The sequence below is a fragment of the Micromonospora sp. Llam0 genome, from assembly GCF_003751085.1.
GTDB lineage: Bacteria > Actinomycetota > Actinomycetes > Mycobacteriales > Micromonosporaceae > Micromonospora_E.
On sequence record NZ_RJJY01000002.1, the window covers coordinates 1,050,047 to 1,070,784 of the forward strand.

13 protein-coding genes are annotated in these 20,738 nt (G+C 73.4%); 4 read left to right on the plus strand and 9 right to left on the minus strand.

Features of this window, described 5'->3' with window-relative positions; all coding sequences use genetic code 11:
• Nucleotides 1–4: 4 nt before the first annotated feature.
• A complete protein-coding gene (locus EDC02_RS32130; RefSeq protein ID WP_123605986.1) occupies nucleotides 5–2,017 on the minus strand; it encodes an acetoacetate--CoA ligase in 2,013 nt (670 codons plus the stop codon).
• Between the two features lie 275 nt (nucleotides 2,018–2,292).
• Between EDC02_RS32130 and EDC02_RS32135 the strand changes: the two genes are divergently transcribed.
• A complete protein-coding gene (locus EDC02_RS32135) occupies nucleotides 2,293–3,030 on the plus strand; it encodes a hypothetical protein (RefSeq protein ID WP_123605987.1) in 738 nt (245 codons plus the stop codon).
• Between the two features lie 88 nt (nucleotides 3,031–3,118).
• Nucleotides 3,119–4,126 (plus strand): hypothetical protein, encoded by a 1,008-nt coding sequence (locus EDC02_RS32140; protein ID WP_123605988.1) that lies wholly within the window; start codon nucleotides 3,119–3,121, stop codon nucleotides 4,124–4,126.
• A gap of 43 nt (nucleotides 4,127–4,169) precedes the next feature.
• Here EDC02_RS32140 and EDC02_RS32145 read toward each other — a convergent pair whose 3' ends face one another.
• The gene (locus tag EDC02_RS32145) at nucleotides 4,170–5,333 is read right to left on the minus strand and encodes an acyl-CoA dehydrogenase family protein (protein ID WP_123605989.1); all 1,164 of its coding nucleotides are present in this window, start codon (nucleotides 5,331–5,333) and stop codon (nucleotides 4,170–4,172) included.
• A 264-nt stretch (nucleotides 5,334–5,597) separates the two neighbouring features.
• Here EDC02_RS32145 and EDC02_RS32150 point away from each other — a divergent pair, with 264 nt between their 5' ends.
• Together EDC02_RS32150 and EDC02_RS32155 are read left to right on the plus strand one after the other, a co-directional pair.
• Nucleotides 5,598–7,025 (plus strand): UDP-glucose/GDP-mannose dehydrogenase family protein, encoded by a 1,428-nt coding sequence (locus EDC02_RS32150; protein WP_123607302.1) that lies wholly within the window; start codon nucleotides 5,598–5,600, stop codon nucleotides 7,023–7,025.
• Nucleotides 7,026–7,193: 168 nt separating this feature from the next.
• Nucleotides 7,194–12,266 (plus strand): SCO7613 C-terminal domain-containing membrane protein, encoded by a 5,073-nt coding sequence (locus EDC02_RS32155; RefSeq protein WP_123607303.1) that lies wholly within the window; start codon nucleotides 7,194–7,196, stop codon nucleotides 12,264–12,266.
• Nucleotides 12,267–12,287: 21 nt separating this feature from the next.
• Here EDC02_RS32155 and purE read toward each other — a convergent pair whose 3' ends face one another.
• From purE to mca, 7 genes are all read right to left on the minus strand, one after another.
• Complete coding sequence (gene purE, locus EDC02_RS32160) at nucleotides 12,288–12,782, minus strand: 5-(carboxyamino)imidazole ribonucleotide mutase (RefSeq protein ID WP_123605990.1); 495 nt, start codon at nucleotides 12,780–12,782, stop codon at nucleotides 12,288–12,290.
• Entirely contained in the window at nucleotides 12,779–13,948 is a 1,170-nt protein-coding gene (locus tag EDC02_RS32165) for a 5-(carboxyamino)imidazole ribonucleotide synthase (RefSeq protein ID WP_123605991.1), read from the minus strand. The genes purE and EDC02_RS32165 overlap by 4 nt, the downstream gene beginning before the upstream one ends.
• 12 nt (nucleotides 13,949–13,960) lie before the next feature.
• On the minus strand, nucleotides 13,961–15,994 hold the full coding sequence (locus EDC02_RS32170) for a thioredoxin domain-containing protein (RefSeq protein WP_123605992.1): 2,034 nt from the start codon (nucleotides 15,992–15,994) through the stop codon (nucleotides 13,961–13,963).
• An 80-nt stretch (nucleotides 15,995–16,074) separates the two neighbouring features.
• Complete coding sequence (locus EDC02_RS32175; RefSeq protein WP_199757995.1) at nucleotides 16,075–16,677, minus strand: HAD-IA family hydrolase; 603 nt, start codon at nucleotides 16,675–16,677, stop codon at nucleotides 16,075–16,077.
• A complete protein-coding gene (locus tag EDC02_RS32180; protein WP_123607305.1) occupies nucleotides 16,674–19,205 on the minus strand; it encodes an EAL domain-containing protein in 2,532 nt (843 codons plus the stop codon). Before EDC02_RS32180 ends, EDC02_RS32175 begins: the two co-directional genes overlap by 4 nt.
• A 327-nt stretch (nucleotides 19,206–19,532) precedes the next feature.
• Entirely contained in the window at nucleotides 19,533–19,790 is a 258-nt protein-coding gene (locus EDC02_RS32185; protein ID WP_123605993.1) for a hypothetical protein, read from the minus strand.
• A gap of 51 nt (nucleotides 19,791–19,841) precedes the next feature.
• The gene (gene mca / locus EDC02_RS32190; RefSeq protein ID WP_199758097.1) at nucleotides 19,842–20,705 is read right to left on the minus strand and encodes a mycothiol conjugate amidase Mca; all 864 of its coding nucleotides are present in this window, start codon (nucleotides 20,703–20,705) and stop codon (nucleotides 19,842–19,844) included.
• Between the last annotated feature and the right edge of the window lie 33 nt (nucleotides 20,706–20,738).

Genomic DNA, 20,738 nt, shown 5'->3' on the forward strand with positions numbered 1-20,738 from the left:
TCGGTCAACCGACCGACGTCCCCCGGTCCTGGGCGAACCGGATGAACGGCGCCAACGCCGCCGGATCGGTCAACGCCCCGGCCGCCGCCGCCTGCCCGGCCGGCACCCCGGTGAGGATCTTCTTCACCGGCACCTCCAGCTTCTTGCCGGACAGTGTCCGGGGCACGGCCGCGACCTGGTGGATCCCGTCCGGCACGTGCCGCGGCGACAGCGCCGAGCGCAGCTCGCGCACGATCCGGGTACGCAGCGCGTCGTCCAGCCCGCCCCCGGCCCGCAGCGCCACGAACAGCAGCAGCTCCCCCGCCCCGCCTTGCGGATCCTCCAGGTGGATCACCAACGAGTCGGCGACCTCCGGCAACGCCTCCACCACCGAGTAGAACTCGGCGGTGCCCAGCCGCACGCCGCCCCGGTTCAGGGTGGCGTCCGAGCGGCCGGTGATCGCGCAGGCGCCGTGCTCGGCGATGGTGATCCAGTCGCCGTGGCACCAGACGCCCGGGTACCGGTCGAAGTACGCCTGCCGGTAACGGCTGCCGTCCGGGTCGTTCCAGAACCCGACCGGCATGCTCGGCATCGGCTCGGTGATCACCAGCTCGCCCAGCTCACCGACGACCGTCCGGCCGTCGGCGGCCCGGGCCTCGACCCGTGCGCCCAGGCACCGGCAGGCGATCTCCCCGGCCCGCACCGGCAGCAGCGGTACGCCGCCCACGAACCCGGTGCACACGTCGGTGCCGCCGGACAGCGACGCCAGCTGCAGATCCTCGCCGACCGACCGATACACCCAGGTGAATCCCTCGGCCGGCAGCGGCGCCCCGGTCGAGCCGACCCCGCGCAGCCGGGACAGGTCGGCGATCTCCCGCGGCACCAGGCCTTCCTTGCGGCAGGCCAGCAGGAACGGCGCCGAGGTGCCGAAGTAGGTGGTGCCGGTCTCGGCGGCCAGCCGCCACAGGGTGCCCAGGTCCGGGCTGGCCGGGCCGCCCGGCGTCGCGCGCACCGCCGGGTTGCCGTCGAACAGCACGATCGCCGCACCCACCGCCGGCCCGGAGGCGAGATAGTTCCACATCATCCAGCCGGTGGTGGTGAACCAGAAGAAGCGGTCCCCCGGTCCCAGATCGTGATGCAATGCCAGCATCTTCAGATGCTCTAGCAGGATGCCGCCGTGCCGGTGCACGATCGGCTTGGGCAGCCCGGTGGTGCCCGACGAGTAGAGCACGTACAGCGGCTGGTCGAACGGCACCGTGTCGAACGCCAACGGCTCGTCGGTCGGCGCGGCGAGCGCACTCCAGGTCGAGGTGGCCCAGGGCAGCTCGGCCGGGTCGGCCACCGCCGACAGGTACGGGATCAGCACCCGGTGCCGCGCCGACGGCAACGCGTCCGCGATCGCCGCCACCTCGGCCCGGCGGTCGACCGCCTTGTCGCCGTACCGGTAGCCGTCGACCGCGACCAGCACCGTCGGCTCGATCTGCTGCCAGCGGTCGGTGACGCTGCGGGTGCCGAACTCCGGCGCACAGGACGAGAAGATCGCGCCCAGGCTGGCGGTGGCCAGCATCAGCACGTACGTCTCGGGGATGTTCGGCGCGTACGCGGCGACCCGGTCCCCCGGCCCCACCCCGAGTCGGCGCAGCCCGGCCCGCACCCGGCGGACCTCGTCGCGCAGTTGCCCGACGGTGAGGGTTACCGGCGCTCGGGTCTGGCTGTGCGCGATCACCACCGGGGCGTCCTCGGCCAGCCCGGGTGCGCGCAGCACGTGCTCGGCGTAGTTGAGCCGGGCGCCGGGGAACCACCGCGCGCCGGGCATCCGCCGGTCGGCGAGCACCTGCTCGGCCGGCTGATGACCGACCACCTCGAAGTACTCCCAGACCGACCCCCAGAACCCCGCCAGGTCGTCGACCGACCACTGCCACAGCTGCTGGTAGTCGGCGAACCGCAGCCCCCGGGTGCGCTCCAGCCACGCCAGGTACCCGCCGATCCGGGTCCGCTGCCGCACGTCCGCCGGTGGGCGCCACAGCACCTCGCTCACGCCTGACACTCCTCCCCGGGTCACGGCCGCGTCGCCGGACCGCGTGTGGCCGTCCACTTCCATCCTCGCGTACGTCGGGCGCCGCCAGCGGCGGTGCCGCTGATCGATTGTCCTGCCAACCGGGACGCGACGGAGCGTGCCGGGAACACAAGCTGTCGTCGGCAGGTAGCGCAACGGGCACAGGCTGCGGCGTGCGCCAACGCGTACCCGAAAAAGTGCGCCGCCCCGCTGCGCCCCTGCCCGAGCCTCCCCGCCCGAAACGGTACGGTTCGCCCATGCGTCATCTCTGGAGCTTCCTCAGCGGTCTGGCTGCGGCACCGCTGTGCTGGTTGCTGATCGCGGTCGGCCAGACGACGTCGGCCCGCACCATCGCCGGCTGGGTGACCGACGGCAGCTACCACACGGCGACCCTGCTGGCACCGGCCGCGTTCGTGTTCGCCGCCGGTCTGCTGCTCGGGCTGCTGGGCACGCTACGGTTCTCCCCGCTCGGTCCACTCACCGCCGGGCTGGCCCTGGCCGCCCCGTACGTCGCGATGTTCGTCGACCCGTTCGGTGCCCGTGACCTGATCGGTACGCCGTGGCGGCTCTTCGGTGAACCGGTGGTGCTGCTGCAGCCGGTGGAGAACGGCACCCTCGGGTTACTCGGGGTGCTGCTCAGCACCGCGGTGCTGAGCCGGCAGCGGTGGCGGTCCCGGCCCGCGACGAACGGCACCGCCGCCGACAAGGCCGGCTCCGACGCGGCGGCGGCAGAGCCGCTGCCGGTCCGGCCGCTCGGCGAGTTCGACCCGTCGCTCTGGTCGCTGCCGGGCGGCGGCACCACGATGTCGGACGAGTCCGCCAACGCGCCGACCGGCCCGGACCGGGCCGACGCCGACTGGCCGGCGTCGGCGACGAAGACGCGGACGACACTGGCCGCGCCGGCCGAAGACGTTCGACCCGACGGCGTTCGACCCGACGGCGACGGGCTACGGCCGGCCCGGCCCATCCCCCGGTCCAGTCGGGTGATTCGCTGAACCGACCCACCGACTTACCGACCGTCGCCGGTGACGTTGCGCCTGGCGGGTACCGTGCCGGAAGGCACCATCCCCGCGAGGAGGTCAGATGCGGCACCTGGGCTCGCTGGTCCTGTCCCTGCTCCTCGCACCGGTGATCTGGTTCCTCGCCGGGCTCGGCCTGAGCGAGTACGCGCTGGCCCGACGGGACGCGTACAGCGAACCACCGCTCGACGTGTTCATCGGGTTGGCCGCGCTCGCGGTCTGCGGGGTGTCGTACGCGCTGTTGCTGCTGCCCCGGTTGTCCCCGGTCGGACCGGTGCTGGCCGGGGCGTCGTTCGTCGCAGTGTCGGTGTGGGCAACGGTCGACATCGTGGGGTTCTACGACACGATGCCGCGCCGGCTGCTCGGCACGGATTTCGTCCTCACGGCGCCGGCCGAAGGGCTCGCCGTGGTGCTGGCCGTCCCGTTGTTGGCCACCGTGTTCAGCCCACGTCGTTGGCGGGGTGAGCGGATGGTGGCGCTGTATGCCGGCGGGCCACCACCGCAGGACGTGACGCGGACCGCCCCGCTGCCCGGCCCCGGCGGATACGGCAACCCCGGCGGATACGGCAGCAACCCGGCCGGCGGGTACGGCGGCAGCGCCGGACCGCCGGCGTGGTCGGCCCAGCCGCCGACCGGCGATCCGGCTCGGACCATCGCGTTCCCGGCAGCCGCCAATCCGCCGCTGCGGCCAGCCCGATCGGCGACGGGTGCCGGCACCGACTCGGAGCACGACACGATGCGGCTGACCCCGCCGGGGCACCGGCGGGACGATCCGACCGTCGTGCTGCCGCAGGCGTCGGCGTTCGCACCGCCCCGACCGGCGGTCACCGGCGGCGACCCGGACGAGACCACCCGGATCAACCAGCCGACCACCACCGACCCCGACGAGACCACCCGGATCAGCGGGCCGGACCAGACAGTGCGGATCGACCAGGCCGACGAGACTACCCGGATCGTCCGGACGGCGGACGGCCCCGACGGCCCCGACGGCCCCGACGGCCCCGACGGTGGCGACGAGACCACGACGATGCTGCCGGCCCGTCCCGACGACGCCGGCAAGTCCCCGACCTGAGGCCGGAACCCGAACCTCAGGTCCGGCCGCAGGTCAAGCCAGGTCAGGGTGTCAGCAGCTGGCGCGCCATCACGATCCGCTGGACCTGGTTCGTGCCCTCGTAGATCTGAGTGATCTTGGCGTCCCGCATCATCCGCTCGACCGGGTAATCCCGGGTGTAGCCGTACCCGCCGAGCAGTTGCACCGCATCGGTGGTGATCTCCATGGCCGCGTCGGAGGCGAAACACTTCGCCGCCGCCCCGAAGAAGGTCAGGTCGGCGTCGGCGCGCTCCGACCGGGCGGCTGCGGCGTAGGTGATCTGCCGGGCCGCCTCCAGCTTCATGCCCATCTCCGCGATCATGAACTGGACGCCCTGGAAGTCGGCGATCGGCTTGCCGAACTGCTGGCGCTCCCGCACGTACCCGCGAGCGAAGTCGAGCGCGCCCTGCGCGATGCCGACGGCCTGGGCGGCGATCGTCACCCGGGTGTGGTCCAGGGTGCGCATCGCGGTGGCGAACCCGGTGCCCGGCTCGCCGATCATCCGGTCCGCCGGAATCCGGACATTGTCCAGGTAGACCTCGCAGGTCGGTGACCCCTTGATGCCGAGTTTCTTCTCCGGTGCGCCGAAGCTCACCCCGGGGTCGGACTTCTCCACGACGAACGCGGAGATCCCCCGTGACCGGGCACCCGGCTCGGTGACCGCGAAGACGGTGTAGTACTCCGAGACACCGGCGTTGGTGATCCACCGCTTCACCCCGTTGAGCACCCAGTGGTCGCCGTCGCGGACCGCGCGGGTGGTCATCGACGCCGCGTCGCTGCCCGCCTCCGGCTCGGACAGGCAGTACGAGAACATCGCCGCACCGGACGCCACCGGCCGCAGGTAGCGCTCCTTCAACTGCTCCGAGCCGGCCAGCAGCAGCGGCATCGTGCCGAGCTTGTTGACCGCCGGGATCAACGACGAGGATGCGCAGGCCCGCGCGACCTCCTCGATGACGATCGCGGTGGCGAGGGCGTCGGCGCCCGCCCCGCCGTACTGCTCCGGAACGTGCGGGGCGTGGAAGTCCGCCGCCCGCAACGCGTCGTAGGACGCGGTGGGAAACTGCGCGGTCTCGTCGGCTTCGGCGGCGTTGGGGGCGACCTTCGCGTCGCACACCTCCCGGACCGCTTCCCGGATCGCTGCGTGCTCCTCTGGTAACTGATAGACATCGAACGCCGGCCCGGACGTCATCACGCCCTCCCTCGCCTGGAGTGTTCCCTCGATATCCTGCTCGAGTGCGAGGATACCGGTGAGTAACGCCGATGCCGGTCGCCCCCGCCCAGCCGCACGGACTATCGTCTGCCGGGCAGCCGACCGGCAGCCTCAGCCGGGTCGGCACCCACGAAGCGGTATGCCGCGAACGTCAAAACCACGATGATTGGTGTCGAGCCCCCGGCACCGGGCCACCGAGTGCGACGCGACCACAGCGCCGCCAGCGCGAGCGGAGAACAAGGCGTGACCATCCCGTACCCGAACATCCAGCCCGTTCCGGCCATCGCGGCGGTGGCCCCGCCGTCGGGTGCCCCCCGCCCGCGGCTGACCTTCCTCGGCACCGGTTACCTCGGAGCGACGTACGCCATCTGTTTCGCCGAGCTCGGCTACGAGGTGATCGGCTACGACGTCGACGCCGACAAGATCGCGAAGCTGTCCGCCGGTGAGGTGCCGTTCCACGAGCCGGGCCTGGACGAGCTGCTCAAGCGGAGTCTGGCCGCCGGGCGACTGCGGTTCACCACCGACATGGCGGCGACGGCCGAGTTCGGTGACGTGCACTTCATCTGTGTGGGTACCCCGCAGCGGGCCGACGCGATGGGCGCCGACCTGTCGTACGTCGAGGCGGCGGTGACCGGTCTGGCCCAGCACCTGTCCCGCAAGGCGTTGATCGTCGGCAAGTCGACGGTGCCGGTCGGCACCGCGGAGTGGATCGAGCAGCTGGTCGGCAAACACGCCCCGGGCGATCTGGGCGTCGAGGTGGCCTGGAGTCCGGAGTTCCTGCAGGAGGGCTTCGCCGTCGAGGACGTGCTGCGGCCGAACCGGATCGTCGTCGGGGTACGCAGCGAGTGGGCCAACGGGATGCTGTTCGCGGCGCACAAGGGGGTGTTCGACCTGGCCGCCACCGAGGACCGGGAGGTGCCGTTGGTGGTGACCGACTTCGCCACCGCCGAGTTGGTGAAGGTCGCGGCGAACGCGTTCCTGGCCACGAAGATCTCGTTCATCAACGCGATGGCCGAGGTGTGCGAGGTCGCCGGCGGTGACGTCACCCAGCTGGCCCGGGCGATCGGGTACGACCCGCGGATCGGCAACCGGTTCCTGCAGGCCGGGGTCGGGTTCGGTGGTGGCTGTCTGCCGAAGGACATCCGGGCGTTCCAGGCGCGGGCGCAGGAGCTCGGCGCGGGTGAGGCGTTGCGGTTCCTGCACGAGGTCGATCTGATCAACCAGCGGCGGCGGTCCCGGGTGGTGCAGCTGGCGGCCGAGCTGCTGGGCCGCCGGTCCGGGCCGGCCGGGCCGGATCTGTCCGGCACGACGGTGGCGGTGCTGGGGGCGACGTTCAAACCCAACTCCGACGACGTACGGGACGCGCCGTCACTGGCGGTGGCGGCGATGCTCGCCAAGACCGGCGCGCAGGTGCGGGTCTTCGACCCGGAGGGTACGGAGAACGCCCGGCGGGCACAGCCGGACCTGACCTACGTACCGTCGATGGTCGACGCGGTCCGCGACGCCGACCTGGTCTGCGTCCTGACCGAGTGGGCCGACTTCCGTAACGCCGACCCGGTGGCGTTGGGTGAGCTGGTCGCCGGCCGCCGGGTGATCGACGGCCGGAACTGCCTCGACTCGACGTTGTGGACCGGCGCCGGCTGGCAGTACCGGGGCATGGGCCGCCCCTGAGCCCGGCACCGCCCGCACCCGAACCGGCCGGTCGTGGGTCCGGTCCCGGACCCACGACGGGTTTTTCTCCGATCTCCACGCCGCCTAGGGCTGTTCAACAGTTGCTTGGTTTAGGCATGCTTCGTAGGAAGCGGTCCACAGTGTGGTCCGGGCGTGGAGGAGGGTGCCATGAGTTCGCCGTACCGCTGCGCCTCGTGTGGGCGGACCGTGCCGGCGGCGGCGACCTGCCCACGGTGCGGCGCCGAGCAGCCGCAGTTCGCTGAGGACCTGGTCCGTATCGAGCGGTCCATCGCCGAGATGAAGGCCCGCGAGCTCGCGCTGGCCAAAGAGCAGAAGCAGACGGCCAGCGACCTGCAGGCGGCGATCTTCCAACGGGACATCCTGTCCACCGGCGGTGCCGCCGGTCGGCGTGGCCCGGGGCCCCGGGTCTCGGTCCGCCGCCGGGCCGGGCGGCGACCGCCGACCGCCGACCAGGGCACCGCCCCGCCCAGGTTCCCCCGGCAGAGCCCCAACCTGGCCGACGACGACCTGCCGCCGACCGGGCCGCCGCCGGGCTCCGAGCCGCCGGGCGCCGGCCAGCCCGGCTACCCGCCGGCCGCCGGTGGCGACGATCCGACCCAGGTCCTGTCGTCGGACGGCACCCGACCGGAGGCGTCCGCCCAGTCGATCCAGAACGTCCTGCTCGGCCTCGGCGCGCTGATGGCGGTGGTGGTGTTCGCCGCCGTCGCCAACAGCACGCTGCCCGACGTCACCCGGCTGAGCGTGCTGTTCGCCGGCACGCTGCTGCTGCTCGCGGCCCCGCCGGCGGTCGCCACCCGCGGGCTCACCTCCACCGCGGAGACGATCGCCGCCGTGGCGCTGGTCCTCGTCCCGATCGACGGCTACGCGATCTGGGCGACCGACGCCGTCCGGGCCGGTCCGGTCAGCCCGTCGGCGTTCGCCGGCCTCACCTTCGCCGTCACCGCGCTGGTCGCCGCCGGGTACGCCGCCACGACCGGGCTGCGCCTGCCCCGGTACGGCATGGTGCTCGCGATCCAGCCGGTCGTGCCGCTGCTCGGTCAGGACCTGATCCGGGGGCCGGCCGGTTGGGCGTCGGCGCTCGCCGTGGTCGCCGTGCTCGACCTGCTGCTGGTCCGGCTGCTGAGCGGCCCCGGACAGCTCGGCGCCGGCTGGCGGTTCGGGTCGCCGACGGTGCCACCAGCCCGGCCGGACGCGCCGGCCGGACCGGACAGCGGCTCCGACCGGCCGGAGAGTGCGCCGGAGGAGGCCGACGCCGTCGTCGAGGGCGAGCCGCCCGGTGGCGGCGACGGTGGTCGAGGGCCGGGCTGGCTACCGCCGGCACCCACTGCGGCCGTCCTCTGGCTACGCGACCTGGTCTGGACCCTGCACGGGCTCGCCGTCACCGCCGCGCTGCTGTTCGCCGTGGTGGCGGTGCTGCGCGCCGACACGGTGCCCGCCGCGCTGGTCGCTGCGGCGGTGCTGCTGATCGCCGCCGGGGTCGGGCTGGCCGGCGGATTCACCCTGGGCCACCCGCCGCTGCCGGACCTGACCGCCGGCGTGTTCGCCCTGGCGGTCATCGGCGCGGCCAGCCGGGTCGCGGCGGTCGCCCTGCCCGGCCCGGCGCTGCTGATGATCGCCGCCGTGGTCGCCGTCGCCGGGATCGGTGTACGGACCCTGCCCGAGCAGGTCCGCCGTGGCCCGCAGCTCGCGGCCGCGGCCGCGTTGACCGTGCTCGGCGTACTCGTCGCCGGCGGCGCGCTGCGGGCGGCGCTGGCACCGGTCCGCGCCGCGTTGCCCGCCTGGCAGGCCGACCTGGCCGGCTACCAGCAGAGCCTGGTCGACTACGCCGGGCCCGCCGACTGGCAGCTGGCCCTGGCCGCGCTGCTGATCACCATCGCGGCGGCGGTCGCCATGCCGGTCGAATGGCGTCGCGAGGCGACCGTCGTCGGCGTGACGCTGACCGCGCTGGCCGTGCCGGCGTCCTTCGCCCTGCCCTGGTACGCCGCGCCGTGGCTGCCGGTGCTCGCCGCCGTCGCGGTGGCCGGCACCGGTTTCCTCACCGACACCACCCGGGCCGCCCGGGTGCACGTGATCTGCGCGGCGGTGCTCGGCACCGCCGGTGCGGGCGCGGCGCTGGCCCGACCCGGCTCCACCGCCGCCGCTCTGCTGGTGCTGGCCGCCGCCGGCGTACTGATCGCGGTGGCCGGGACGCTGCCGGAGGTACGTCGCCGGCCGGCCGGTGACGCGGTCGGCGGTTGGGCCGCCGGCGGTGCAGCGTTCGCCCTGCCCGGCGGGGTGGCGGCGTTCGTCACCGCCCTGGTGCCGCCGCCGGGGCCGACCGCGCTGGCCGTCCAGGAGACGACCGCCCCGATCCTGGCCGCCGGTTTCCTCGCGGTCTGCGGCACGCTCGGCTACTCGGCGCTGGCGCAGGTGGCCGAACGGCAGATCCCCCGACCGTTGACCATCGGCACCGGGCTGGGCGCGCTCGCGGTCACCGCCGCGGCGTTCGGCTCGCCCGGCGCGGCCATCGCCGACGTGTGGGTCGCCGTCGGGCTGCTGGTCGCCGCGGGGCTGCTACTCATGGCGCCGTCGATCGACGCCGGCCGGCGGGCGGACCGGCTGCTCGACGGCCCCGACTACGCCGCGGCGGCCGCCACCGCCGCGCTGGTCGGCACGCTGGCCAGGGTCAGCGCGATCGTGGTACCCGGCACCGAACTGGTGGCCAGCGCCGCATTGACCCTGCTGGTGGCGGTCGCCGTACGTGCCCTGCCCGAGCACTGGCGGCGCGGACCGGTCCTGGGCACCGCGGTCAGCGGTGGGGTCATCGCCGTCCTCGCCGGCTACACGGCGGTCGCCGGCGGCGTCCAGGCACTGGCCACCCCGGGCCAGCTCTGGCAGGCGGACCTGACCGCCTGGTCCACCGAGGTCACCGCCAACTCCTGGCAGGTGCCGCTGGCTCTGGTACTGCTCGCGCTGGCCGCCGCCGTCGCGCTGCCCCGACCCTGGTCGTTCCACGCCGCCGGCGTGCTGGTCGCGCTCGCCACCGTCGGCACCCCGGCGGCGCTCGGCCTGCCCTGGTGGTCGCCGATCGTGGTCGGCTGCCTGGTCGCGATCGGGTACGGGATCATCTCGGTGGCCGCCAACGATCCACAGGCGGCCACCGCCCGGGCCGGCGTCGCCGTGGCGGTCGCCCTGTACGCCATCGGCGCCAGCCTGGTCCGTCCGTGGACCACCGCCGCCGCGCTCGGTGTCGTGGTGCTGACCTGCGTGGTGGTGGCGGTACTCGCCCGGGTCGTCGCCACCTTGACGCTGGCCGACCAGGCCGACCAGTCCGACCAGGCCGACCAGTCCACTCAGGCCGACCAGGCCGACCAGGCCGGTAACGGACAGCCCGTCCCCGACCGGGAATCGATGCCGGCGCACCTGGCGAAGATCGGTGGCGCGGCGACCGGGGCCGCGCTGCTGGCTCTGCCCGGAGCGGTCGCCGCGCTGGCCGCCGCGCTCGGCTGGACCACCGAGATCGTGCTGACCGGGGCGTTGGCCGCCTCGGCGCTCGGCGTCGCGGTGCTGGCCATGGTCCGCCGCCGGGTGCCGCACTACCTGCCGTACGCCACCGTCGGGTTGGCCGCCGGCGCGACGGTCACCGCCCTCGCTTCGCTCCCCACCGACCTGCCGACCGGCATGTACGCCGCCGGCGCCGCGCTACTCGGCGTACTCGCCGAACTGCTCCGGGCCGCCACCCCACCGCCGGTGGACCTGTCCCGGCCGAGCCGCCGATGGTCCGGGATCGGCGGCCGGTGGAGCCAGCCGGGGCCGCTGGAGATCGGCCAGGAGTGGGCGATCAGCCCGGTCAAGGGTGCGTTGGCGGCCGCCGCGCTGCCCACCGCGCTGGCCGTCGCGGCGGTGGCACCGACACTGACCGCCGCGCTGGTCGAGCCGTACCGCACCCTGGCCGCGATCTGGCAGGGACCACCGGCCGGGCTGCTCGATCCGCCAGCCGCCGCCGTGGACCCGACCAACGTGCTCGCCGCGCTGCTGCTCACCGTCGCGGCGGCGCTGGCCGCGACCGGGTTCAACACCGGCCAGCCGGGCCAGGCGGTTCCGGTGGTGCTGCCCGGCGTGGCGATCACCCTGCTGATCACCCCGATGTCGTTCGGCGTCGGGTGGCCGGCGGGCACCATGGCGGCGCTGCTGGTCTTCGCGGTCGCCATGGTCGGCCTGGCGTTGACCGAACCGCCGCCGGACACCGAACGGCACCGGCCGTTGCGCATCGCCCGCCGGCTGCTGTTCCTGATCGGCCTCGCCGCCGGTGGCGCCGGGCTCGCCGGCGCGCTGGCCAACGATCAACTGACCGTCTTCACGCTGGGCAGCTCGGTGTGCGTCGGAGCGGTGGCCGCGTACGCCGGACGCAGCCAGCCGGCCCGGATCCTCGGCTGGCTGTTCGCCTCGGTGATGGCGCAGATGTTCGTGCTGACCATGGGCCTCGTCGCCGGCCTTCCGCCGAGCTGGTCGGCGTTCGGCGTACTCGCCGTCGGTGCCGGCCTGCTGCTGTCCGCGACCCGGCTGCCCCGGCTCAGCCACCCCGAGGCGGTACGCGAGGCGGCGGTGGTCGAGTGGAGCAGCTACGCGGCCGCACTGCTCGCGCTGGCCCTGGCGTACGACTCGGCCGCGCATCTGGCCGGGCTGTTGGCCGCCTGGGGTGCGGTGCTCGGGGTGACGGCCACCCGGCCGGGCCGCCGCGCGATGGAGCGCCGGGTGCTGTTCTGGCTGGCGGTCGGCTGCGAGATCACCGCCTGGTGGATGCTGATGCGGATCACCGACGTGGCGCTCACCGAGGCGTACACCTTGCCGTTCGCCGTCCTCGCCCTGCTGGTCGGGGTCCTGGAGCTGCGGCACCGGCCGGACCTGAGCAGTTGGACGGCGTACGGGCCGGCACTGGCCGCGGCGTTCCTGCCCACCCTGGTGCTGGTGATCAGCTCGGGGGAGAACAGCTTCCGGCAGGTCCTGTTGCTGCTCGGTGCGGTCGGCACCCTGCTGGTCGGGGCGATGAGTCAGCAGCAGGCCCCGGTGGTGGTCGGTACGGTGGTCAGCGCGGTGACCGCGTTGCACGCGTTGACCTTCTTCGGGCCATGGCTGGTGCTGATCCCGGTCGGTCTGGTGCTGCTGGCGCTCGGGGCCAGCAGCGAGTGGCGCCGGCAGACTCAGGAGCGGGTGCGGGGCGCTCTGCGCGGCATGCGCTGAGAGTTGGCCGGGGCGACGGGGCTAAGCAGTGCCGCCGGGTGACGCCTGCAGCGCGGCGTCCTTCGCGGCGACCAGCTCGACCAGCTCCTGCTGGTAGGCGAGCATCCGGGCGCGCAGCCCCGGGTCGGTGGCGGCGAGGATCCGCACCGCCAACAGACCCGCGTTGCGGGCACCATCGATCGACACCGTGGCCACCGGCACGCCCGCCGGCATCTGCACGATCGACAGCAGCGAGTCCATCCCGTCCAGATGCTTCAACGGCACCGGCACCCCGATCACCGGCAGCGGAGTCGCCGAGGCCACCATGCCCGGCAGGTGCGCCGCGCCGCCCGCCCCGGCGATGATCACCTGGATGCCCCGGTCGGCGGCGTTGCCGGCATAGTCGAGCATGCCGTGCGGGGTGCGGTGCGCCGAGATCACCCGTACCTCGTGCTCGACGTCGAACTCGGCGAGGGCCTCGGCGGCGGCCCGCATCGTCGGCCAGTCCGAGTCGCTGCCCATGATGACGCCGATCATCGACCCTCCTGCAGCCAGCGGGCGGCCCGGGCGGCCCGGTTCCGTACGTCGGTGAGATCCTCGCCGAGCACCGTCAGGTGGCCGATCTTGCGGCCCGGCCGGACCTGTTTGCCGTACAGGTGGACCTTGGCGCCGGGGTCGGTCGCGAACAGGTGGTGCAGCCGCTCGTCGATGCCCATCCCGCTGTCCGCGCCGCCCAGCACGTTCGCCATCACCACCGCCGGGGCGGTCAGCCCGGTGTCACCCATCGGATAGTCCAGTACCGCCCGCAGATGCTGCTCGAACTGGGAGGTACGCGCCCCTTCGATCGTCCAGTGCCCGGAGTTGTGCGGCCGCATCGCCAACTCGTTGACCACCAGGCCACCGGGCACCTCGAACAACTCCACCGCCAGCAGCCCGACCACGTCGAGCGCGCTGGCCAGGTCGATGGCCAGCTGCTGGGCCGCCAGAGCGCGCGACTGCGGCAGGGCCGGCGCGGGTGCCAGGACCTCGACGCAGATGCCGTCCCGCTGCACGGTCTCCACCACCGGGTAGACCGCCAGCTGACCGAAGGGCGAGCGGGCCACCTGCACGGCCAGTTCGCGGACCAGCTTCACCCGCTCCTCGGCGATCAGCTCCACCGCCGGGTCGGCCGACGGTCCGGCCTGGTCGAGACCGACGGCAGCCAGCTCGTCCGGCGTGTCCAGCAGCCACACCCCGCGGCCGTCGTAGCCGCCACGCGCGGTCTTGACCACCACCGGCCAGCCGACCTCGGCACCGAACGCGGCCAGCTCGTCGACCGAGCCGATCCGCCGCCAGCGGGGCACCGGTACACCCAGCTCGGTCAGCCGCTGCCGCATCACCGCCTTGTCCTGCGCGCAGCGCAGCGCGTCGGCCCCCGGGTGAAGACGCACGCCGTCGGCGGCCAGCGCCCGGATGTGCTCGCCCGGCACGTGCTCATGGTCGAAGGTGACCACGTCACAGCCCTTGGCGAAGGTACGCAGCGCGGCGAGGTCGGTGTGCTCGCCGTACTGCACGTCGGCGGCGACCAGGGCGGCGCCGTCCTCCGGCGTGCGGGCCAGCACGCGCAGCGACTGGCCGAGCGCGATCGCGGCCTGGTGGGTCATCCGGGCGAGCTGCCCACCACCCACCATGCCGACGACGGGCAGTCCGGTACGGGTATCCATGGCGGCGACAGCCTAACCCAGCTGCGCGACCAGGTCCGCGACGGAGGTGACCGGCCGATCGCAGACGGAGCCCCGGCAGACGTACGCGGTCGACGCCCCGTCGATCATCGGCCGGTCCGCCAGCAGCGGCACGCCGGCCTGGTCGGGACGGCCGGCCACCACCACCGCACCGGGCGGCGCGTGCCGCCGCGCCGCCCGTACCAGCGGGTCTCCGGTCGGATCATCGGTGACCACGGCGATCTCGTACGGACCGGACAGCAACGCCTCGCCGACGGCGGCGGCGTAGCCGGTGAACCGGGCGTGCCGGGCGACCACCGGCGCGACGGTGGCCAGCGCGGCCTCGGCGGCGGCCCGGTACTGCGGGGCGCCGCGCAGCGCCGCGTAGCCGGTGAGCGCGGCGGCGGTGGCCGACAGCCCGGACGCGGTGGCGTTGTCGGTCGGGTCCGCCGGCCGGGCGACCAGCTGTTCGGCGTCGTCGGCGGTGTCGTAGAAGCCGCCGTTGTCGGCAGCGAACCGGGCCAGCGCGACGTCCAGCAGCTCACCGGCGAGGTCCAGCCATCGGCGTTCCCCGGTGAGCTGGTGCAGCGCGCAGAACGCCTCGGCGAGGCAGCCGTAGTCCTCCAGCACCCCGTCGGGCGCGCCGACCAGACCGTCCCGGGAGACCCGGCGCAGCCGCCCGCCGACCAGGTGGGTACGGGCCAGGTGCGCTCCGGTCGCAACCGCCAACTCGGCGGCCAGCTCGACGTCGCCGTCGGTGCCGTCTGCGGCGCCGGTCAGGGCGTCGGTGCCGGTCAGGGCGTCGGCGGTGGTGGCGAACTCGACCAGTGCGGTGACGGCCAGTCCGTTCCAGGCGGTCACCACCTTGTCGTCGCGGGCCGGCTGCGGCCGGGCCGACCGGGCCCGGCGCAGCGCCGCCCGGACCCGGTCCAGCTGCTCCGGCGGCGTGTCGTCGACGTCGCGGGCCAGCCGCAGCACGCTGGTGCCGTGTTCGAAGCTGCCGTCGCCGGTCACCCCGTACAGGTCGGCCGCCCACCGGCCGTCGGCCTCGCCGAGAACCTCGATCAGCTGCTGCGGCGTCCACACGTAGCTGGCGCCTTCGACCCCGCCGGTGTCGGCGTCCAACGCGGAGGCGAATCCACCACCGGGTACGGCGAGCGCCTCGGCGAGGAAACGGACGGTCTCCCGGGCGATCCGGCCGGCCATCCGGTCACCGGTGAGCCGCCACAGCAGCGTGTAGACCCGCAGCAGCAGCGCGTTGTCGTAGAGCATCTTCTCGAAGTGCGGCACCGTCCAGGTGCCGTCCACCGCGTACCGGGCGAAGCCGCCGGCGAGCTGGTCGTAGATGCCGCCCCGGGCCATCGCCTCGCAGGTGTGCTGAACGATTTCCAGGCTGTCGGCGGCACCGGTGCGCTGATGATGCCGCAGCAGGAAGAGCAGGCTGAGATGCGGGGGAAACTTCGGCGCCCCACCGAACCCGCCGTGCGTCGGGTCGTACTCCTTGCCCAGCGTCACCGCGGCGGCGTCGAGCAGGTCGGCGGTCAACGGCGTGGTCGCCCCGCCGACCGCCTGCGCCCCGCCGACCGCCTCGGCGACCGCGGCCCCCTGACGCAGTACGGCGTCGCGCTGGTCGCGCCAGGCGGCACCGACCGACTGGAGCAGTCGGACGAAGTTCGGCTGCGGGAAGTAGGTCCCGCAGAAGAACGGGGTGCCGTCGGCGGTGGCGAACACCGTCATCGGCCAGCCGCCATGACCGGTCATCGCCTGGGTGGCGGCCAGGTAGACCGCGTCCACGTCGGGGCGTTCCTCCCGGTCCACTTTGATCGCGACGAAGTTGTCGTTGATCAGCTGCCCGACCGCGTCGTCCTCGAACGACTCGTGCGCCATCACATGGCACCAGTGGCAGGCCGCGTAGCCGACCGAGATCAGCACCGGCACGTCTCGGCGGCGGGCCTCGTCGAACGCCTCCGGGCACCATGGCCACCAGTCGACCGGGTTGTCGGCATGCTGCTGCAGGTACGGGCTGGTCGCCTCGCCGAGCCGGTTCACGCTGGTCGCTCCTCGGGGTCGTGGCACGACCCCGACGGTGTGGGGTCGCACGTTCCGACCATAGCCAGTCGGCGGGCGGCTCACCGCCGGGTCGGCAGCGGAACGTCCGGGTATCGCAGCGCGGTGAGGCCCGCCTCGGCGGCGGCCTGCACGTTCTCCGGCCGATCGTCGACGAAGGTGACCCGGTGGGCAGGCGCGCCGAGCCGGTGCAGCAACGCCGCGAAGATCGCCGGATCGGGTTTGATCAGCGCCAGCCGGCAGCTGAACAGCCGGTGGTGGAACACCCCCGCCCAGTCGGCCGCGTCGATCGCCGTGGCGATGGACGCGGGGGCGTTGGACAACAGCGCCAGGCCGTGTCCGTCGGCGGCCAGGTCGGTGACGAGCTCGACGGTACGTGGATTCAGCTGCGACCAGCTGGCGATGTCGGCCCGGTCCAGTTCGGCCACGAGCGGATCGTCGGCGGGCAGCGGCCGACCGACCACGTGGCTCCAGTAGCGGTCGGCCGGCCAGCCGGCGTCGTAGGCGTCCCGGTGCCGCCAGTACCCCTCGTCGAAGGTGGCCTGCGGCAGCCCGGCCAGCTCGGCCATGGCGGCCACCGCGGCCGGCGGCTGCGGCAGCGAGATGACCTGGCCGTAGTCGAAGACCAGCCAGTCCCGGACGGCGCCGCTGGGCCGGCCGGTCACGACGCACCGTCCGCGCGCAGCGGATAGATCTGGGCCTGCGCGGAGTCCGCCAGGGAGCGGAGCACCGCGAGCACCTTGTCGGCGGGCATCGGCTTGAAGAAGTGGTAGCCCTGCGCGGCGGCACAGCCGAGGGCGGCCAGGGTGGCCCGTTGGTCGGCGGTCTCCACACCCTCGGCGACCACCCGCAGGCCCATCTCGCGGCCCAGCCGGACGGTGTGCCGCACGATGGCGGCGTCGCGTGGCGAGTCGGCCATCCGGACCACGAAGGACCGGTCGACCTTCAGCTCGTCGACGGTGACCCGGGTCAGGAAGGCCAGCGAGGAGAACCCGGTGCCGAAGTCGTCGACGGCGAGCTGGACGCCCATCTCCCGGAGGCTGGCCAGCACCTCGTCGATGATCTCCAGCTCGCTCATCACCACCGTCTCGGTGATCTCCAGCACCAACCGGTGGGCCGGGACCTGGTGGCGGCGCAGCAGCTCGCCGATCTCGGCCGGCAGCTGCGGGTCGAGCAGACTCCGGGCCGAGACGTTGACCGAGATCGGTACGTCGATGCCGTGTACCGCCCACTCGGCGGCGGCCGACAACGCCCGGTCGACGACGTACCGGGTGAACGGGGCGAGCAGCTCGCTGCCCTCGACCGCTCTGACGAAGTGGACCGGGGTGAGCCGGCCGCGGCGCGGATGCCGCCACCGGATCAGCGCCTCCACCCCGGTCGGCCCGCCGGTGGCGAGGTCGACCGCCGGTTGCAGGGCCAGTTCGAGCTGGTCGTCGACGTCCAGCGCGGCGCGCAGTTCGGCCAGCAGCGCCAACTGGTCGGTGTTGGCGGCGTCCTTCGCGCTGTCGTAGCCGGCGACGCTGCCGCCGATCGCCTTCGCCTGACTCATCGCGATGTTCGCCCGACGAAGCAGTTCGTTCATGTCGGCGGTGCCGGCACCGGCGACCACCACGCCGAGTGCGCCTTCGACCGACATCCGCACACCGGCGACCTCGGTCGGCTCGGCCAGCATCGCGGTGATCTCGCGGGCCCGGCGCATCGCCACCCCGGTCGGCGAGGTCCGCTCGACGCAACCGGCCGCCGCCGGGCTCAGCGACGTCAGGAGCAGGGCGAACTCGTCGTTGCCGAGCCGGCCGAGCAGCTCGCCGGGGCGGAGCCGGTCGCTGAGCCGCCGGGCGGCGGACTGCAGCAGCTCGTCACCGGCGGCGTTGCCCAGGGTGTCGTTGACCTCTTTGAAGCCCTTGATGTCGAGCAGCAGCAGAGCGACCGGATGATCATGCTCCAGCCGGTGCAGGGCGACGTCGCCCTTGGTGAGCAGCGCCGCCCGGTTGAGCAGCTCGGTCACCGGATCGTGCATCGACCGGTGCAAGGTCCGGTCGGTGAGGTGGCGCAGTGCCCGGTCGGTGGCCGCGTCGTGCAGGGCCGCGGCGAGCGCGTCACCGAAGGCGGAGAGCGCGTTGCGGTCCCGGGACCTCGGCATGGTGCTGGCCGGCAGGTGGATCCGCAGCTCGCCGACGGCGGTCCGGCCGACCGTGAGCGGGTGGACGAGCATCTGGTCGGTGGCGTCGTCGGCGACGTCCTCAGCCGCCGCGACGGGGTCGACGGGGTCGGCCGGCGGCTCCGACCGGCGCAACCCGCCATCGGCGTCGCCGACGTAGCGCCACAGCCTGCCGCCGGCCTGCCGCACGTCGATCTCGACGCGCTCGGCGCCGAACAGGGCGAGCCCGCCGGCGACCCCGGCACCGACGACGGCCGGCTCGTCGAGCTGGTTGAGCGCCCGGGTCGCCCGGGCGAACTCCTGCCAGGCCCGACGCTCGTCCTCGACCCGCAGCCGGTGTCCGTAGGTCTGCTGCAGCAGCCACAGCGCTGGGGGCAGCAGCAGCAGCCAACGCGGATCGTGGCCGAGCATCCCGACCGTGACCAGCCCGACCAGGACGTTGCCGACGAACATCAACAGCTTGTTGCGCAGCACGTGCAGCAGGGTGGCACCGAACGGCCGGCCGTGCCGCAGCGACAGGGCGACCGTGGCCAGGGCGGCGGTGATCAGCAGATAGACCAGCCCGCCGAGCAGCATGGCGGCGGCGAGCAGCGGGGTGAGCTGCTCGGCGTACGGGTCGGCGACCGCCCGGGCGGCGACGCCGGCCGCCGCGACGGCGACGGTCAACGACGCGGTGACCCGGAGAATCTCCGGCACGGTACGGGACTCGGAGAAGACCGACAGCAGGGTCCAGGCGATACCCACGCCGACGGCGGCGGCGGCCGGCAGCCAGCCGACCGGGAGGACGTAGAGCCCGACGATGAGGGCGGCCTCGCCCCAGGTGAAGCTGACCGTGCCGGTGCCGATGCGGAACCGCAGTCGGGCGAGTTGTGCGACGCCGAGCAGTGCCGCGACGATCGCGAACCCGGCCGGGGCCGGGAGTGCCGACGCCTGCGGGGCCGACCCGGTGAGCAGCCCGATGGCGATGGTGGCGACGGCGGCCACACCGACGGCGACGGTGAAGACGGGCAGCCGCCACTGGCCTCCGCCGTCCAGGGCTTCGGTCGTCGCTTCGTACGCGGTCGCAGCCGGTTCCGGCCGCGCCGGCGTCACGGGTCACTCCCGGTGACCGCCGGGCCGTGGACCGATGCCCGGCGCGGACGACCGACCATGATGAGCATCCCTCGCGTCCGTTCCGTACGACCAGGGACGACAGCTGTCCGATCCATGGTCGCCCCTTTCCGCGCGCGGTCGGAGGAACTGAAGGTCCCCGGCGGAAGGCTAAGCCAAAGCCGATTCCGGCAACAGGGGCCACTGGGCCGGTTTACCGGCGGAGGCCCACTGGAGGGGAGAAAAGTCCCTGGTGAGAGCGCATGTAAGCGGTTACAAAGGGGATCCTGGACGCGAGTCGCCTTCTGTCGGATCAAGGACATTGCGTTCGGCCGACGCCGACCCGCCGCCCGGCGCCGCGTCGTCGAACCGCTCGGGCAGCCGACGCAGCCGGGCGTTCATGTTCCGGATCAGGAACACCGTCGCGGCGGCGAGCAGCAGGAGCAGGAACAGTCCCATCGGCCCGGCCAGACCACCGCTGCGGGTGTCCCCGAAGTTGTTCACCGCCAGGACATGGACAGCACTCAGCACGATCGGACCCCTCTGCGTCGCTGACGTCGACTACACGTTACGCCCGGTGGATCAGGAGCGGCCGAGCCCCTCACGAATCCCGGCAAACAGGTCGGATTCCGGCTTCGGGCTCTCGACGAACGACCGGACCAACTCGAAATCCTCGGTCGGCCAGGCCTGCCGCTGCACCTCCATCGGCACCTGGAACCAGAAGCCGTCCGGATCGACCTGGGTGGCGTGTGCGCGCAACGCGTCGTCGCGGACCGGGAAGTAGTCGGCGCAGTCGACCCGGGTGGTGATCCGGTCGCCCTTGTCCGGGCGCTCCTCCCACCGGTCCATCCACTCCTGGTACGGCGACTCCCGACCGATCGCGAGCATCCCCTCGTGCAGCGCGAGAATCCGCGCCTTGGTGAAGCTCATGCAGTAGTACAGCTTCAACGGCTGCCACGGCTCACCACCGACACCCGGGTAGCGGGCCGGGTCACCGGCCGCCTCGAACGCGGCGACGCTGACCCGGTTGCACATGATGTGGTCCGGGTGCGGATAACCGCCGTCCTCGTCGTAGGTGGTCACCACGTGCGGACGGAACTCCCGCATCAACCGCACCAGCGGCCCGGCCGCCTCCTCCAGCGGCTCCAGGGCGAAACACCCGTCCGGCAGCGGCGGCAGCGGGTCGCCCTCGGGCAGCCCCGAGTCGACGAAGCCCAACCAGGCCTGCTCGACGCCGAGGATCGCCCGGGCGGCGTCCATCTCGGCCCGGCGGATCTCGGCAATGTTCTCCCAGACGTCCGGCCGGTCGAGTTTCGGGTTCAGCACGCTGCCCCGCTCCCCGCCGGTGCAGGTCACCACCAGCACCTGGGCGCCTTCCGCGACGTACCGGGCCATCGTCGCGGCACCCTTGCTGGACTCGTCGTCCGGATGGGCGTGCACCGCCATCAGACGCAGTTGCTCAGCCAACGAAAACGCTCC

Excerpts from the sequence above, each read along its gene's own strand:
- EDC02_RS32135 (WP_123605987.1), top strand. The coding sequence starts at position 2,293 with ATGCGTCATCTCTGGAGCTTCCTCAGCGGTCTGGCTGCGGCACCGCTG.
- EDC02_RS32140 (WP_123605988.1), top strand. The coding sequence starts at position 3,119 with ATGCGGCACCTGGGCTCGCTGGTCCTGTCCCTGCTCCTCGCACCGGTG.
- EDC02_RS32145 (WP_123605989.1), bottom strand. The coding sequence starts at position 5,333 with ATGACGTCCGGGCCGGCGTTCGATGTCTATCAGTTACCAGAGGAGCAC.
- EDC02_RS32155 (WP_123607303.1), top strand. The coding sequence starts at position 7,194 with ATGAGTTCGCCGTACCGCTGCGCCTCGTGTGGGCGGACCGTGCCGGCG.
- purE (WP_123605990.1), bottom strand. The coding sequence starts at position 12,782 with ATGATCGGCGTCATCATGGGCAGCGACTCGGACTGGCCGACGATGCGG.
- EDC02_RS32165 (WP_123605991.1), bottom strand. The coding sequence starts at position 13,948 with ATGGATACCCGTACCGGACTGCCCGTCGTCGGCATGGTGGGTGGTGGG.
- mca (WP_199758097.1), bottom strand. The coding sequence starts at position 20,705 with ATGGCGGTGCACGCCCATCCGGACGACGAGTCCAGCAAGGGTGCCGCG.